Source organism: Oceanicola sp. D3 (genome assembly GCF_006351965.1).
Taxonomy (GTDB): domain Bacteria; phylum Pseudomonadota; class Alphaproteobacteria; order Rhodobacterales; family Rhodobacteraceae; genus Vannielia.
The window spans coordinates 3781617-3797844 of record NZ_CP040932.1; the positions used below are offsets into that span (position 1 = coordinate 3781617).

The following is a 16228-nucleotide window of genomic DNA, read 5'->3' on the forward strand; positions in this document are numbered from 1 at the left end:
CAAGGGCGGGCCTCCGGGCCCGCCCTACCCACGGCCCCCGCAGGATGGGCAATCTGCCCACCTTCCGCGCCCAACTGACCAACCACAGGCAAACCCCATGATCTGGCGTTACATCCTGAAACGCATCCTCTGGATGGTGCCGTTTCTCTTCGGTGTCTCCATCGTCGCCTTCCTGCTCATTCAGGCTCCACCGGGCGACTATCTGACGACCTATATTGCCAAGCTCGGCGAGAGCAACGAGGTGATGGACCAAGCGTCGATCCAGAACCTGCGCGAACGCTTCGGCCTCGATCAGCCGCTTTATGTGCAATACTTCAAATGGGTTAGCCGCCTCATGGTGGGTGACTTCGGCATGAGCTTCGAGTGGCGGCAGCCGGTGTCTGACCTTGTTTGGGGCCGCATGGGCCTCACCCTCTGCCTCTCGATGGCCACCCTGCTCTTCACCTGGGCCGTAGCCTTCCCGATCGGCGTCTACTCCGCCGTGCGCAAGTATTCTTTCGGCGACTATCTCGCCACGACCATCGGCTTCATCGGCCTTGCCACCCCGAATTTTCTGCTGGCGCTGATCCTCATGTATATCGGCGTGGTTCACTTTGGCGCCGATGTGGGCGGCCTCTTCTCCAACGAGTACAAGAACGCGCCCTGGAGCATGGCCAAGGTCTGGGATCTGGCCAAGCACCTCTGGCTGCCGGTCGTCGTGCTCGGCACTTCGGCCACCGCCTCGCTCATTCGCATCATGCGGGCTAACCTGCTGGACGAATTGAACAAACCTTACGTCGACACCGCCCGCGCCAAGGGGCTGTCGGAGTTTTGGCTCATCATGAAATACCCGGTGCGCGTGGCGCTTAACCCCTTTGTTTCGACCATCGGCTGGGTGCTGCCCAACCTCGTCTCCGGCGCGGTTGTCACCGCCATCGTGCTCAGCCTGCCGACCGCCGGGCCGCTGATGCTTCAGGCGCTGCTGGCGCAGGATATGTATCTCGCCGGGGCCTTCGTGCTGATGCTCTCTTCTCTCACGGTGATCGGGATGCTGCTTTCAGACATCCTGCTCGTCCTGCTCGACCCGCGGGTGAAATATGACTGAGACCCCTTCCAAGGCCCTGCCAGATCAGCCCGACGAGCCGCTTGCCGTGGCCGACGCCCATGCGCCGGACGAGGTTGCCATTGCCTCGCAGTGGCAGCTCACGTGGTGGGCCTTCAAAAAGCACCGGCTGGCGATGATTGGCCTCTGGGTGATCGGCTTCATGTATCTGATGTCGCTCTTTGCCGGCTTCGTTGCACCGAACGACCCGACCGACAGCAACCGCCGCGCGGTTTATCACCCGCCGCAGATGATCCACTTCATCGACAGCGACGAGGATGGCTGGCGCATTCGCCCCTATGTCTGGGAAATGGACCGCGAGCGCGACCCGGAAACTCTGGCGGTGACCTACACGCCCTCTGGCGAAAAGATATACCTGCGGCTCTTCGGGCGTGGGCAGGAGTATAAATTCTGGGGCCTTTGGGAAACCGATATTCACCTGCTGGCCACGGTCAAGCCGCGTGACAACTTTTTCCTCTTCGGGGCGGACAGGCTGGGGCGCGATATGTTCTCGCGGGTGGTTTACGGCACTCGGATTTCGATGAGTATCGGCCTTGTGGGCGTGGTGATTGCGCTTGTGCTGGGTATCACGCTGGGCGGGATCTCGGGCTACTACGGCGGGCGGACCGACACGGTTATTCAACGGCTTATCGAGTTTGTCCTGAGTCTGCCGACCATCCCAATCTGGCTGGCGCTGGCCGCGGCGCTGCCGCCAAGCTGGCCGATCTATCAGCAGTATTTCGTGATCACCCTCATCGTCAGCCTCGTCGGGTGGACGGAGCTTGGCAGGGTGGTTCGCGGGCGCTTTCTGGCGATGAAGCACGATGATTTCGTGATCGCCGCGCGGCTCGACGGGGCCAGTGAACGGCGGATCATCTTCCGCCACATGCTGCCCTCGCTGACCAGCCACATCATCGCCTCGCTGACGCTGGCGATCCCGCTGATGATCCTCGCCGAAACCGGCCTCTCGTTCCTTGGCCTCGGCCTTCAGCCTCCGGCCATCAGCTGGGGCGTGTTGCTGAAAGAGGCGCAGAACATCCGATCCATCTCACAGGCCCCTTGGCTGTTCATCCCCGGCGGGTTCGTCGTGGTGGCAGTCCTGGCCTTCAACTTCCTTGGAGACGGCATGCGCGATGCCGCAGACCCTTATGGCCACTGAAGCAAGCAGCCGACCTATACTATCGGTCGAAAACCTTAACGTCGGGTTTAACACCCGGAAGGGCATGTTCGATGTGCTCCACGGCGTGAGCTTCGAGCTGCACCGGGGCAAGACGACGGCCATCGTGGGCGAGAGCGGCTCGGGCAAATCCGTTACGGCACGGGCGATCCTGAACATGGTGCCACGCCCCGGACAGATCAACGGCGGGCGCGTGCTGTTCAGGCCCTCGAAGGGCAGCGAAACCGACACCACCGCGCTGGACCCGCGCGGCAAGGAGATCCGCGATATTCGCGGCGGCAAGATCGGGATGATCTTTCAGGAGCCGATGAGCAGCCTGAGCCCGGTGCATACCATCGGCAACCAGATCATCGAGGCGATCCGCCTGCACCGGACCTGCACCAAGCATGAAGCCCGCGAGATTGCCCGGGGGATGCTGGAGCAGGTGGAAATTCCGAAGCCCGATAAGGCGCTGGACCAATACGCCTTCGAGTTTTCCGGCGGGATGCGTCAGCGGGCGATGATTGCAATGGCGCTCTCGTGCCGCCCCGATGTGCTGATCGCCGATGAGCCGACCACGGCGCTGGATGTGACCACACAGGCCGAGATCCTCGACCTAATGCGCAAGCTGCAAGTGGAGCTGGACATGGCGATCATGTTCATCACCCACGACATGGGCGTGGTTGCCGAAATCGCCGATGAGGTGGTGGTGATGGAGAAGGGGCATGTGGTGGAAACCGGCGACACCGGTCCGCTCTTTGCCCACCAGCAGCACCCTTATACCAAACGCCTGCTTGGCGCTGTCAAACGGCTGGAAGAGCCCGCCGCCGCCAAGGTGCGCCCGGCAGCCGATGCGCCCGAGATTTTGCGAGTGGAAGACCTGAAGCTGAAGTTCGAGAAGCGCGAGGGCTTCCTTCAGCGGGTGACCGATGTGACCAAGGCGGTTGACGGTGTGAGCTTTTCGCTCCGTGAGGGGGAGGCGCTTGGCATCGTTGGCGAATCCGGCTCGGGCAAAACGACCGTGGGGCGCTGCATTGCGCGGGTTTATGACCCGGAAGGCGTGGTGGATTATCGCGGGTCCGACTTGGTGAAGGCGGGCCGCGCGGAGATGCAGAGCTATCGCCAGCAGATCCGGATGATCTTTCAGGATCCCTTCGCTTCGCTCAACCCGCGCATGACCGTGAAACAGCTGATCGCCGAGCCGCTGGTGGTGAACGGGGTGGCCAGCGGGCAGGAGCTGGAGGACCGGGTGGCCAAGCTGCTCACCGAGGTTGGCCTTTCGCCCGAGATGATGGAACGTTACCCCCACGCCTTCTCGGGCGGGCAACGGCAGCGGATCGTGGTGGCGCGTGCGATTGCACTGGAGCCCAAGCTGGTGATCGCCGATGAGCCGACCTCGGCGCTGGATGTGTCGATCCGCACGCAGGTGCTCGACCTTCTACTGCGCCTTCAGGCCGAGATGGGCCTCAGCTTTATCTTCATCAGCCACGACATGGCGGTGATCCGCTATTTCTGCGACCGGGTGGCGGTGATGTATCAAGGCAAGATCGTCGAGATCGGGGAGACCGAGCAGATCATCACCGATCCGCAGCATCCCTACACCAAGGCCCTGCTGAGCTCTGTGCCCATTGCCGACCCAAGCCTGCGCGGCACCCGCCAGCGGCATCGCTACCTGGGCAACGGCGCATGAAGCTTGCGGAAGGCATAGACGAGGTGATCGCGCTGGGAGACTTCCCAACGCCTGAGGATGCCGCTGCCTATTGGAATGAGGGCGTGGCCAAGGCGCCCTTTGAAGACCTGACCTATGAGGGTGGCGCGGGCCAGCCGCAGGCGGCGCGGCTTTACCGGGGCGGGGATGCGGGCACGCTGCTTTACATTCATGGTGGCGGATGGGCCGGAGGCTCGATTGCCCTGCATGAGCCCTCTGCCGCCGGGATGGCGCTGGAGAGCGGTTGGGACGTGCTCAGCATCAGCTACCGCCTCGCCCCGGCCCACCCCTACCCCGCCGGGCTGGAAGATTGCCGCGCGGCGCTGGCATGGCTGGCGGCGAAGGGCGGCAAGGTGGCGATTGGCGGCGCCTCGGCGGGGGCCAACCTTGCGCTCGCCACGGCCCTTTCAACCGACGCTGAGCTGGCCGGGCTGGTGCTGTTTTACGGCGTGTTCGGCGATGACTTTGAGACCGAAAGCTATCGCCGCCACGAGAACGGCCCTGGCCTTACCCGCGCCCGGATGCGCGAGCTCTTCGCCATGTATGACCCCAAAGAGACGCGCGACGAGTTGATCGCGCCCCTCAAGGCCGACCTGCGCGGCCTTCCTCCCGCGCTGCTTGTCGCTGCCGAAGTTGACGTGTTGCTCAGTGAAAACAGTGCCATGGCGCAGGCGCTCAACAGCGCGGGAGTGCCTACACAATGGCACGTCGAACCGGGCGTGACCCACGGATTCATCAATCGCGGCAGGCTCGTGCCCGCCGCCAATGCCTGCATCAGCCGGGCTGCCACATTTCTCAGGGAGACCCTCAAATGAAAATCGAGCGCGTCGAGGCAATCACCTTTACCCATCGCACCTATACCCAGCGTGACAGTGACGGGCACAACCACCCCGGCCCTGAGGGCACCGGCACCTCCTCGCTGCTGCGGATCATCTGCGAGGACGGCAGCGAGGGCCGTGCCGTGTGCCGCCCCGTGGATGTGCGCGAGGATGTGCTGGAGCGCTTTGTGCGGCCCAACCTGATCGGGGAGGATCCGCTGCTGATCGACCGGGCGTGGTATGCGATTTATCACTGGCAGCGGCTGAGTGGCGGCGCGCTGAGCGACCGGACGCTGACGGCGGTGGACCTTGCCCTGTGGGATCTGCTGGGCAAACAGGCCGGCCAGCCGGTGTGGAAGCTGCTCGGCGCCGTGCGCCCGAAAATCCTCGCCTATGGCTCGACCATGTGCGGCGACGACATGGAGGGTGGGCTTGCGACGCCCGAGGATTATGCCCGCTTTGCCGAGTGGCTGATGGGGCGCGGGTACAAGGCAATCAAGCTGCATGGCTGGATGACCCCGATGCCCGGCGCGCCGGATGTGCGGCTGGATTACAAGGCCTGCGCCGCCGTGCGCGAGGTGGTGGGCGAGGGCTTTCCGCTTATGCTGGATCCGCATCACTTTTACTCGCGCTCCGAGACGCTCTGGATGGCCAAGAAGCTGGAAGAGCTGGATTTTCTGTGGATGGAAGAGCCGATGGAGGAGGCCTCCATGAGCTCTTACAAATGGCTCACGGCCAACACCGGGCTCAACATCCTTGGCCCCGAGACCATGACCGGCAAGCATTGGACGCGGGGCGAATGGGTGAAGCACGACGCCTGCGACATGGTCCGCACCGGGGTGTGGGACGTGGGCGGGATCAGCCCTGCCATGAAATGCGCGCATATGGCCGAGTGCTTCCACATGGCCTGCGAGGTGCATGGCACAGGCGCGGGCAACCTCGCGGTGGCGTTGGCCTCGCACAATTGCACCTATTACGAGCGCGGGCTGCTGCACCCCTTCACCGATTACGACGCGCCTGCCGACTACCAGAACCGGGTCGACGACGAGATGGACGAGGACGGCTATGTGCACGGCCGCGAGGAGCCGGGGCTGGGGCAGGACATCAACATGGACTACATCGAAGCCAACCGGGTGAACCATGACTGACCTGCGCATCGCGGACGTTCGCGTTACCCCCATCGCCTTTTTCGACCCGCCGCTGTTGAACAACGCGGGATGCCACCAGCCCTTCGCGCTGCGCTCGGTCATCGAGGTGGAGACGGAAGACGGCGTGGTGGGGCTGGGTGAGAGCTATGGCACCAAGGCCGTGGTTGATGGCATCGCCGCCGTGGGCGCGGCGATGGTGGGGCGCAAGGTGACGGACCTTAACGCGCTTTGGGCCGCAGCGCGTGCGCCGGGCGAAGCGCGGGCCGAGGGCTACACCGGCAAGGAAGCGATTGTGCCCCGCGTGGTGGCGGCGATCGAGGTGGCGATGTGGGACGCGCTCGGCAAGGCAACCGGGCAGCGCGTGGTGGACCTGCTCGGCGGGCAGGTGCGCGACCGCGTGCCATTCTCGGCCTATCTTTTCTACAAATTCGCGGCCCATGCCGATGGCACTGGGGATGACTGGGGCGAGGCACTCACGCCCGAAGGGCTTGTGGAACAAGCGCGGAAGATGATTGCCGAGAATGGCTTCAAGGCGATCAAGCTGAAGGCCGGGGTGCTGGAGCCGGAGGAAGAGATTGCCGGGCTGGAAGCGCTGCGGGAGGCCTTTCCGGACGCGCCCTTGCGGATTGATCCGAATGGCGGCTGGACGGTGGAGACCACACTGAAGCTGTTGCCCCGGCTTACCGGGTTGGTGGAATACCTTGAAGATCCAACCGCCGGCCTGAGCGAGAATGCCCAGGTGCAGGCGGCAACGGATATTCCGCTGGCGACCAATATGTATGTGGTTGAAAACGCGCATCTTCCGCCGAACATGGCGCAGGATGCCTTTCGGGTGATCCTGAGCGATCACCACTATTGGGGCGGGCTCGCGGCCTGCCGCCAGCTGGCGCATATCTGCGATCTCTGGGGGCTGGGGCTTGGGATGCATTCCAACTCGCACCTCGGGATCAGCCTTGCCGCGATGACCCATCTGGCCGCCGCCACGCCGAACCTGACCTATGACTGCGACACCCATCAACCGTGGCAGACGGACGAGGTGATCGCGGGGGGCAAGCTGGCGTTTGAAGGCGGCTCGCTGACCGTGCCGGAGGGGCCGGGGCTGGGGGTGACGCTGGATCGGGAGGCGCTGAAGCGGCTGCACGGCAACTACAACGCCTGCGGCTACACGGTGCGCGACGACGCCAGCGAGATGAAGAAGCACTGGCCGGACTGGACCTTCGGGCGGCCCAAGTTCTGACGATCAATCAGGGAAGTAGGTGGGATGTTCGGCGCGCAGCCTGTCGAGGCGCTTGATGGTTTGACTGAGGTGCGTGCGCACCGCGCTGACGGCGCCATCGGCATCGCCGGAGCGCAGGGCTTCGATGACCTGCTTGTGCTCGCGGATGATGCGCTGAACCTTCTCGTCATCCCACATATCAAGGCGGCGCAGGCGGTTGAGATGGCCCGAGCGGGAGCGGATCAACCGGTGCAGCCCGCCATAGCCCGCCGCCGCGAGCAGGGCTTGGTGGAAGGCGTCGTCTATGTCCTGAAAGGCAGAGATGTCATCGCCATTGGCGACCACCATTTCCTGCATGGACACGAGGGTTTGCAGGCGGGTCAGGGTGCTGTCGCTGATCTGGCCGGCGAGCTTGCGGACCACCTCGATCTCGACCGAGCGGCGCAGAAAATGGGCCTCTTCGATCTCGTCAGGATTGATCCGCGTCACCACCGTTTTGCTCTGCGGAAAGATATCGACCAGCCCCTCGGCTTCGAGCTTTTGCAGCGCGTCGCGCAGCGGCGTCTGGCTGACGCCGTATTCGCGGGCCAGTTCGGAGCGGGTGAGCACGGTATCGGGCGGGAGCTGGAGCGAGATGATCCGGCGGCGCAGGGAATCGAGGGTGCGGGCCGCAGCGGTTTGCGGCGCGGTCTTGGTTTCACCGCCGATGCCGAGGCGGGTGATAACGTCTGTAAAACTGTCCTGATCGTTCATGTTAGCGGTCACATCCTCGGAATTGACGCATCCTGCCAGCCTAGAGGGGGCATTGCAAGTTTCAAAACACTAATATATCAGTCGGCGCGACACAGCGATGAGCACAGGAGATTGAACCATGTCGTTCACTGAGGAAATTCGCGAGCGGCTGATGGGCGTCTCCGTCGCCACGCTTGCCACAGCGCTCTACAAGCGCGGTTTGCGCAACCAGGTGCTGCAGGATGTGCATCCGGTTGCCGTGAAGGGGCGCAACATGGTCGGGCCGGCGTTTACGCTGCGCTACATTCCGGCGCGGGAAGATCGGAACCAACTGGTCGTCTTCCGCGACCCGGACCATCCGCAGCGCCAAGCGATGGAGCAGTGCCCGGAAGGCCATGTGATGGTGATGGACAGCCGGAAAGACCCGCGCGCCGCATCATCGGGCGACATTCTTATCACCCGGTTAATGGTGCGCGGCGGCGCGGGCGTGGTCACCGATGGCGGCTTTCGCGATGCGGGCACCATCGCCAAGCTCGACATCCCGGCCTACCACAACCGCCCCTCCTCCCCGACCAACCTCACGCTGCACGAGGCGATCGAGATCAACGGTCCGATCGGCTGCGGTGACGTGGCCGTTTTCCCCGGCGACGTGATCGTGGGCGACTACGACAGCGTCATCGTGATCCCGGCGGAGATTGCCGATGAGGTGAGCAAGGAGGCGGTGGAGATGACCGCCTATGAAGATTTTGTGGTGGAACAGGTGAAGGGCGGCGCGACGATCATCGGCCTCTACCCGGCCACCGACGAAAGCAACCTGGCCAAGTTTGAAACTTGGCGCAAAGAGAACAATCGCTGAGGACAAGACATGCTCGACAACAACGACCTTCAGGCCCGCATTCGCACCGGGCTGCTCTCATTTCCGGTCACGCCCTTTGGCGCGGATGGCGAATTTGCGGCCGATCCGTTCCGCAAGCACCTTGAATGGCTGAGCGACTATGAGGTGGCAGGGCTGATCGTGGCGGGCGGCACGGGGGAGATGTTTTCGCTTACGCCGCAAGAGATTGTGGATGTGGTGAAGGTCGCCAAGGCGGCCCAGCCGGGCCAGCCGATCATTGCCGGTTGCGGCTATGGCACGCGGATGGCCTGCGAGTTGGCCCAAGGGATCGAGGCCGCCGGGGGCGACGGCATTCTGCTGCTGCCGCATTACCTGATCGGCGCGCCGGAGGCCGGGATCGAGGCGCATATCAAGGCCGTTTGCGACAGCACCAAGATGGCGGTGATCGTTTACAACCGCGGTCAGGCGCGGGTGACGGAAGGGATGATCGAGCGGCTGGCAGAGCAGTGCCCGAACATGATCGGCTTCAAGGACGGCACCGGCGATATCGACACTGTGCGCCGCATCACCGTGCGGATGGGCGAGCGCCTCAGCTACATTGGCGGGATGCCGACGCATGAGCTTTTCGCCCAAGCCTACCGGGGCGCGGGGATGCCGACCTACAGCTCGGCGGTGTTCAACTTTGTGCCCGAGACGGCGCTGGAGTTTCATGCCGCCTTCACTGCCGGCGACGATGCCAAATGCGAGCAGATGCTGACGGATTTCTACTATCCCTTCGCCAAGATCCGCGACCGGCAGACGGGCTATGCCGTCTCTGCGATCAAGGCAGGCGTGCGGCTGCGGGGCTTTGAGGCCGGGCCGGTGCGCAGCCCGCTCACAGACCTGACCGACGAGGAAATGGGGCTGATGGAAGAGCTGATGTCGGGCCGCAAATAATTCGGCCCGGAGGGTTAATGCACCTTATCTTCACGGCGGCGTGAAGATGCACAACCCATGCACATCCCGTGCACAACCGATACCTACGAGAATTTGGCTTCGTTGTAGAAAGGCCCTTTGTTGCCACAAGGCACGGGGGCCTTTCCCTTTGGTAAGGTTGCGGGAGCGCTGGGGCGTGAGAGGGTTGCCTGCATTGGGTCACTAATATATCAGTGAGTGAGTCGGAGCGCCGGGGGGAGGCCGGGCGCGCGGCTTCAACAGATATAACGGGAGGACACCAATGACTTTTAGAACCCTCGCCAAGACCGTCAGCACCCTAGCGGTGGCAGCGGTTGTGGGCGCCATCGCCACGGGCGCCATGGCGGCCGAGCGCACGCTGAAAATTCAGACCAGTTCCAACGCCAGCCACGCCTCGCTGGCCTATCTCAACGAGCAATGGGTGCCCAAGCTGGAGACCATGACCGGCGGATCGCTGGGTGTGGAGCTGCTGCCGGTGGATGCGGTTGTGCCGCGCCGCGAAACCGCCGAAGCCATCGGCGTTGGCATCCTCGACGGGGATCTCACCTCGATCAACTATTTCGCCGGGGTCGACCCGGCCTTCGCGCTGATGGGCGACCTGATCGCGGGCTACGACAGCGCCGACCAGATCCAGGCCTATTGCGCACAGGGTGGCGGCAAGGAAATGCTGCAAAAGCTTTTTGACGCCCATTATCCGGGTGTGCACGTGGTTGGTTGCGGGGCCTACGCCCGCGAGGCCTTTGTTTCGAAGGTGCCGGTGCGCACGGTCGAAGACCTGAAGGGCCTGAAGATCCGCTCGCCGGAGGGGCTGGCTGCCGATGTGTTCAAGCGGGCTGGCGCTGCGCCGGTTTCGATGAGCGGCTCGGAGACTTATGGCGCACTGGAGAAGGGCGTGATCGACGCCGCCGACAACAGCGCCTATGCCAACAACGATGCCAACGGGATGCACAAGATCGCCAAATACCCGATCTTCCCCGGCATCCACTCCACCCCGATCCTGCAGTTCACCGTCAGCCAGCAGGCATGGGACGAGATGAGCGAAACCGAGCAGGTGGCGCTGGAGACGTGGTATCTGGCCGCCTACAACGGCCTACGCCGTCACATGGACCGGCTCGACCGTCAGCTGGTGGCGCGTGACAAGGCCGCCGGTGAGCTGGAAGTCATCGACTGGAGCCAGGAAGAGCGCGACAAGTTCCGCGTGATCGCTCAGGAAGCCTGGAGCGATTTTGCCTCCCAGACCGAGCTGGCGCAGGAAGTCTATGACAGCCACATCGCCTTCATGAAAGAAGCCGGGCTGCTCTGAGCCCTGCTGATGCCTGCGCCCCCTTGCGACGGGGGGCGCAGGCCACACTGCCCCGTGCCAATTGGCGGGGCCAAGAGATTTATTGCGAGAGGGACGGCCCCCGAGAGGGCCAGGGGAGCGCGCGCAGATGAGCCAGCGATACGAAGAGGCCGTGGAGGCCGCCCACACGGGCATAGCCGATCAGGATCCGCTGCATGAAGAGCAGGACGTGGCGATGGAGGAGTATACTCCCGTCGACCATTTCAGCCATATCAGCGGCATTGCCGTGTCGACCTTTTACATGGTCGCCGCGCTGGCCACCCTCTGGGAAGTGTTCTCGCGCTACGTGCTGAACGAGCCGACCTATTGGGCCTTTGAAACCGTGATGGTCACCGTTGCCGCCGCGTGGATGCTCTCGGCCGGTTACGTGACGATGAAGCGGCGGCACATCGCGATCACCGTTATCCACAACATCGCCAGCCCCGGCGTGCGCTGGTGGCTGGACCTCTTTGCCATGGTTGTCGGGGTCTTTGCGCTTTATATGCTGCTGACCGACGCCTCGGTGCGGGCCTATGACAGCATTCTGCGGGTCGAGAAATCGGGCTCTGCCTTCAACTCGCCGCTGCCCTTCATGATGAAGGGGCTGATGGTTGTTGGCGCCTTCATGTACCTCGCGCAGCTGATGGTAAACCTGAACCGGCATCTGTCGTCGGGCTGGGCCAAGCTGATCGTCAAGGCGGTGGCGCTCTACTTCATCCTCTACTTCTCCGCCGCCTTCCTCAGCCATGTGCTGGAGATCCAGCTGTTTGCCGGATTTACCGATTTCATCAGCGGGCTGGGCGCGTCGATGGACCCCTCGAAGGCCTTGCAGCTGCGCAGCATGGATCTGGGCACGATCTCCCTGATCATGGTGGTGCTGCTGATCGCGCTGATGATGACGGGCATGCCGCTGGGCATCGTGACGCTCTTCGTGTCGGTCATCATGGCGGTGGGCTTCTTCGGGCCACGCGGCCTTTTCCTTGTGTCGTCCAATGCGGCGGGGCTGCTGGAGCATTACAGCCTCGTTGCGGTGCCGTTCTTCGTGCTGATGGCCTCGATCCTTGAGCGGGCGGGCATTGCCGAAGACCTGTTTGACGCGATGGCGATCTTTGCTGGCAACCTGCGCGGCGGCGTGGCGGTGCAAACCACGGTGGTGGCCGTGATCCTTGCGGCCATGTCGGGCGTGATGGGCGGCGAAATCGTGATGCTGGGCCTTGTGGCGCTGCCGCAGATGTTTCGGCTCGGGTATGACAGAAAGCTCTCCATCGGCCTCATCTGCGCGGCGGGCGCGCTGGCTACGCTCATTCCGCCCTCGATCATCACCATCGTTTACGGTGTTTCTGCCGAGGTGGGCATTGGCGACCTGTTCATGGCGGGGGCCATTCCGGGCATCATGCTGGCGACCTTCTATGCCGGTTACGTGCTGATCCGGGTGAATATCACCCCCTCGATGGCGCCGACCGCCGCCGAGGTGGAAAAGATCACCGGCAGCAAGAAGAAGCTCTCGCGCGAGCGGATGACGGCGGTGGTGCTCTGCATCATCCTGATCGGCATGGTGATGGGCTCGATCTATGGCGGTGTTGCCTCGGTCACCGAGTCTGCCGCCGTGGGCTGCATCGGCGCGCTGTTCATCGCCGCCGTGCGCAACCGCTTCAACTGGGCCGTCATCTCGGCCTCGCTGCTGGGCACCATGACCACCGTGGGCACGATCATCTGGCTGGTGCTCGGCGCGGTGAGCTTTGTGGGGATCTTCAACCTCGTTGGCGGTGGCGACTTCATCCGCTCGCTGTTCCTCAACCTCGGGCTCTCGGCCATGGGGACGGTGATTGTGATGATGCTGATCCTGATGGTGCTGGGCACCTTCATGGAGTGGATCGCCATCGTGCTGATCACCGTGCCGGTCTTTGCCCCGGTTGTCATGACGCTAGCGCCGGAACTGGGACTTACAGAGGACCAGGCGAAAATCTGGTTTGGCATCCTCTTTGTCATGAACATCCAGATCTACTTCCTGTCACCGCCCTTTGGCCCGGCTTGCTTCTGGCTGAAGTCGGTGGCACCCAAAGATGTGACATTGCAGGAGATCTTCCTTGCGGTTCTGCCGTTCATCGCGCTCCAGATCACCGGGCTGGTGCTGGTCATGATGTTCCCGCAGATCGCCCTCTTCCTGCCCGAACTTCTGAATTGAGGAGACCGACATGATCGGACGTGACAGCCACCAAGACCTCAACGGCTATGGCATCTGGCCATGGGTGCTTGGCCTTGTCCTTGTCGCCGTGATCATCACCGTGATGTTCACATTCGCCCATCCGATTTCCTGAGGGTGCCGCGATGACCAAGAAGCCTGAAGACCTGCGTTCCGCCCGTTGGTTCGCCCCCGATGACCTGCGCTCGATGGGCCACCGCTCGCGTGCGCGGCAGATGGGGCTGGATGGCAATGACTGGGAGGGCAAGCCGGTTATCGCGATCATCAACACGTGGTCGGATCTTTCGCCTTGCCACCACCACCTGCGCGACAGGGCCGAGTTTGTGAAGAAGGGGGTGTATCAGGCGGGCGGGATGCCGGTGGAGATGCCGGTGCAGAGCTTCTCCGAGCAGTTCCTGAAGCCCACCTCGATGCTCTATCGCAACTTCGGCGCGATGGAGGTGGAGGAGGTGCTGCGCTCGCATCCGGTGGATGGCGCGGTGCTGATGGGGGGCTGTGACAAATCCACCCCTGCCCTCGTGATGGGCGCGATATCCATGGGGATTCCATTCATCTTCATGCCTGCGGGCGCGATGCTGCGGGGCAATTACGCGGGGCAGAAGCTGGGCTCGGGCACTGACGTCTGGAAATACTGGGACGAGCGGCGCGCGGGCACCATCGGCAAGGCAGAGTGGGATGGCGTGGAGGGCGGAATCGCCCGCAGCTACGGCACCTGCATGACGATGGGCACGGCCTCTACGATGATGTCGATTGCGGAAGGGTTTGGGCTGTGCCTGCCGGGTGCGTCGAGCATCCCCGCACCTGACGCGGGCCACAAGCGGATGGCGGCTGCCAGTGGACGGCGGGCGGTGGAGATGGTCTGGGAAGACCTGACGCCGGAGAAGGTGATCACTTGGGAGGCCACGCGCAACGCGGTGCGGGTGGCGATGGCGACAGGGTGCAGCACCAACGCCGTGATCCACCTGCTGGCGATGGCGCGGCGGGCGGGGATTGACCTGACGCTGGATGAGTTCGACGCCATTGGCCACGAGGTGCCGGTGCTGGCGAACCTGCGGCCCTCGGGCGACAAGTATCTGATGGAAGATTTCTTCTATGCGGGCGGGCTGCCTGCGCTGATGAATGAGCTGGGCGACAAGCTGGAGCTTGGCGCGATGACCGTCACTGGCAAGTCGGTTGGCGATAACATCGAAGGGGCGAAGAACTTCAATGACGATGTGATCCGGCCCCTGAGCAACCCGGTGTATCACGAAGGCTCGCTGGCGGTGTTGAAGGGCAACCTTGCGCCCGACGGCGCGGTGATAAAGCCCGCTGCCTGCAACCCGGATTTCTACCAACATCGCGGACCGGCGCTGGTGGCCGACAGCTACGCCGAGCTGAAAGAGATCATCAACGACGAAGACCACCCGATGAGTGCCGACACCGTGCTGGTGCTGCGCAACGCCGGGCCGCAGGGCGGGCCGGGGATGCCGGAGTGGGGCATGCTGCCAATGCCCAAGGCGCTGCTGAAGCAGGGCATTCGGGACATGGTGCGGATGTCTGACGCGCGGATGAGCGGCACGAGCTATGGCGCCTGCGTGCTGCATATTGCCCCCGAAGCCTATGTGGGCGGGCCGCTGGCGCTGCTGAAGACGGGTGACATGGTGGTGTTGGATATTCCGGGGCGGAAGCTGGAAATGGAAGTGTCCGACGAAGAGCTGGCCGAGCGGCGCAAGGCGTGGACGCCCCCTGCCCCGCGCTATGAGCGCGGCTATGGCGCGATGTTCAGCCAGCACATTGAACAGGCCGACAAGGGCTGTGACTTCGACTACCTGCGCACCGACTTCGGCGCTCCTGTGCCGGAACCGGAGATCAACTGATGGGGCTCGACCTGAGCGAGCGCCGCATCGCTGCGCGGCCTCCCATGGCCGGGCATAAACCGCGCTTTCAGAGCGACCGCATCGAGAGCCTGACCCTGCGCCACGTGGTGGTGCCGATGGACAAGCCGATCAGTGACGCCAAGGTGCTGACCGGGCGGCAAAGCCCGCTGGCGGCGCTGGATCTGCTGATGGTGGAGATCGCGAGCGCTGAGGGGCACACCGGCCTCGGGTTTTCCTACACGCTCCGGGCTGGCGGTGCGGGGATGTATGCGCTTGGCTGCGAGCTGGCGCCCTTTGTGATCGGGCAAGACCCGAACGATATTTCGCGCATCTGGGAGCGGCTGGCCTGGCAGGGGATTTCGCTGGGGCGCGGTGGGATGAGCTATCAGGCGATCTGTGCGTTTGACACGGCGCTTTGGGACATGAAGGCGCGGCGGGCGGGCCTGCCGCTGGCCAAGCTGTTTGGCGCGCATCGGGATTCTGTGCGGATCTACAATTCGTCGGGGCAGTATTTGCAGGCGTCGATTGACGAGATGAAAGCGGCGGCGGAGGCCTCGATTGCCAAGGGAATCGGCGGGATCAAGATGAAGGTCGGCCAGCCGGACGGGCAGGAAGACCTCAAGCGGATTGATGCGATGCGGGCGCATTTGCCCGAGCATATCGCCCTGATGATCGACGCCAACCAGCAGTGGGACCGGGCCTATGCCTTGCAGTTCGGCCGGGTTGTGGATGGCATGGGGCTGGCCTTTATCGAGGAGCCGCTGGACGCTTGGGATTTTGACGGCCACGCCGAGCTGGCCCGCAATCTGGCGACCCCGGTGGCCACGGGCGAGATGCTGACCTCGCAGCAGGAGCACTTTGACCTGATCGGCAAGGGCGGCTGCGATGTGAGCCAGGTGGATGTGTGCCGGATTGGCGGGTTCACCCCGATGCTGAAGGTGATGACCATGGCCGAGGCGGCGCGGATCGAGCTGGCGCCGCATATGGTGATGGAGCTGCACGTTCATGCCGCCGCTGCCTTTGGCAGCGAGGGCTGGGTGGAGCATTTTGAATGGTGGGAGCCGCTGTTTGACGAGCGGCTGGAGATTTCGGGCGGCAAGATGCATGTGCCCGACCGCCCCGGGCTGGGCTTTACGCTGAGCGAACAGGCACGGGGCTGGACACAGGCCGAGCAGAGTTTTAGCGCGGCCCAAGGATAGG

General features: G+C 63.6%; 14 protein-coding genes. 13 read left to right on the plus strand and 1 reads right to left on the minus strand.

What is annotated here, in order from left to right; all coding sequences use genetic code 11:
• Nucleotides 1-97: 97 nt before the first annotated feature.
• Genes FHY55_RS19025 through FHY55_RS19050 form a run of 6 tightly spaced genes read left to right on the plus strand, consistent with a single transcriptional unit; the run spans nucleotide 98 to nucleotide 7148 of the window.
• On the plus strand, nucleotides 98-1084 hold the full coding sequence (locus tag FHY55_RS19025; protein ID WP_254695370.1) for an ABC transporter permease: 987 nt from the start codon (nucleotides 98-100) through the stop codon (nucleotides 1082-1084).
• On the plus strand, nucleotides 1077-2240 hold the full coding sequence (locus FHY55_RS19030; protein WP_140015689.1) for an ABC transporter permease: 1164 nt from the start codon (nucleotides 1077-1079) through the stop codon (nucleotides 2238-2240). Before FHY55_RS19025 ends, FHY55_RS19030 begins: the two co-directional genes overlap by 8 nt.
• Nucleotides 2230-3927, plus strand: a complete 1698-nt coding sequence (locus tag FHY55_RS19035; RefSeq protein WP_140016200.1) for an ABC transporter ATP-binding protein — start codon at nucleotides 2230-2232, stop codon at nucleotides 3925-3927. The genes FHY55_RS19030 and FHY55_RS19035 overlap by 11 nt, the downstream gene beginning before the upstream one ends.
• Entirely contained in the window at nucleotides 3924-4760 is an 837-nt protein-coding gene (locus FHY55_RS19040) for an alpha/beta hydrolase (protein ID WP_140015690.1), read from the plus strand. The genes FHY55_RS19035 and FHY55_RS19040 overlap by 4 nt, the downstream gene beginning before the upstream one ends.
• Entirely contained in the window at nucleotides 4757-5911 is a 1155-nt protein-coding gene (locus tag FHY55_RS19045) for an enolase C-terminal domain-like protein (RefSeq protein ID WP_140015691.1), read from the plus strand. Before FHY55_RS19040 ends, FHY55_RS19045 begins: the two co-directional genes overlap by 4 nt.
• Nucleotides 5904-7148, plus strand: a complete 1245-nt coding sequence (locus FHY55_RS19050) for an enolase C-terminal domain-like protein (protein WP_140015692.1) — start codon at nucleotides 5904-5906, stop codon at nucleotides 7146-7148. Before FHY55_RS19045 ends, FHY55_RS19050 begins: the two co-directional genes overlap by 8 nt.
• 3 nt (nucleotides 7149-7151) lie before the next feature.
• Here FHY55_RS19050 and FHY55_RS19055 read toward each other — a convergent pair whose 3' ends face one another.
• Nucleotides 7152-7880: a GntR family transcriptional regulator gene (locus FHY55_RS19055; protein ID WP_140015693.1), complete on the minus strand. Its 729-nt coding sequence runs from the start codon at nucleotides 7878-7880 to the stop codon at nucleotides 7152-7154.
• Between the two features lie 118 nt (nucleotides 7881-7998).
• On the opposite strand from FHY55_RS19055, the gene FHY55_RS19060 reads away from it, so the two are divergent.
• The 7 genes from FHY55_RS19060 to FHY55_RS19090 all read left to right on the plus strand — a co-directional run bounded on the left by FHY55_RS19060 (nucleotide 7999) and on the right by FHY55_RS19090 (nucleotide 16227).
• Complete coding sequence (locus FHY55_RS19060) at nucleotides 7999-8715, plus strand: ribonuclease activity regulator RraA (protein WP_140015694.1); 717 nt, start codon at nucleotides 7999-8001, stop codon at nucleotides 8713-8715.
• Between the two features lie 9 nt (nucleotides 8716-8724).
• Nucleotides 8725-9630, plus strand: a complete 906-nt coding sequence (locus FHY55_RS19065; protein WP_140015695.1) for a 5-dehydro-4-deoxyglucarate dehydratase — start codon at nucleotides 8725-8727, stop codon at nucleotides 9628-9630.
• A gap of 280 nt (nucleotides 9631-9910) precedes the next feature.
• Nucleotides 9911-10951, plus strand: a complete 1041-nt coding sequence (locus FHY55_RS19070; RefSeq protein ID WP_140015696.1) for a TRAP transporter substrate-binding protein — start codon at nucleotides 9911-9913, stop codon at nucleotides 10949-10951.
• A 127-nt stretch (nucleotides 10952-11078) separates the two neighbouring features.
• Entirely contained in the window at nucleotides 11079-13154 is a 2076-nt protein-coding gene (locus tag FHY55_RS19075; RefSeq protein ID WP_140015697.1) for a TRAP transporter large permease subunit, read from the plus strand.
• Between the two features lie 10 nt (nucleotides 13155-13164).
• Entirely contained in the window at nucleotides 13165-13287 is a 123-nt protein-coding gene (locus FHY55_RS19080) for a dihydroxy-acid dehydratase (RefSeq protein WP_140015698.1), read from the plus strand.
• A 10-nt stretch (nucleotides 13288-13297) separates the two neighbouring features.
• Nucleotides 13298-15028 (plus strand): L-arabinonate dehydratase, encoded by a 1731-nt coding sequence (araD, locus tag FHY55_RS19085; RefSeq protein ID WP_140015699.1) that lies wholly within the window; start codon nucleotides 13298-13300, stop codon nucleotides 15026-15028.
• On the plus strand, nucleotides 15028-16227 hold the full coding sequence (locus tag FHY55_RS19090) for a mandelate racemase/muconate lactonizing enzyme family protein (RefSeq protein ID WP_140015700.1): 1200 nt from the start codon (nucleotides 15028-15030) through the stop codon (nucleotides 16225-16227). Before araD ends, FHY55_RS19090 begins: the two co-directional genes overlap by 1 nt.
• Nucleotide 16228 lies beyond the last annotated feature (1 nt).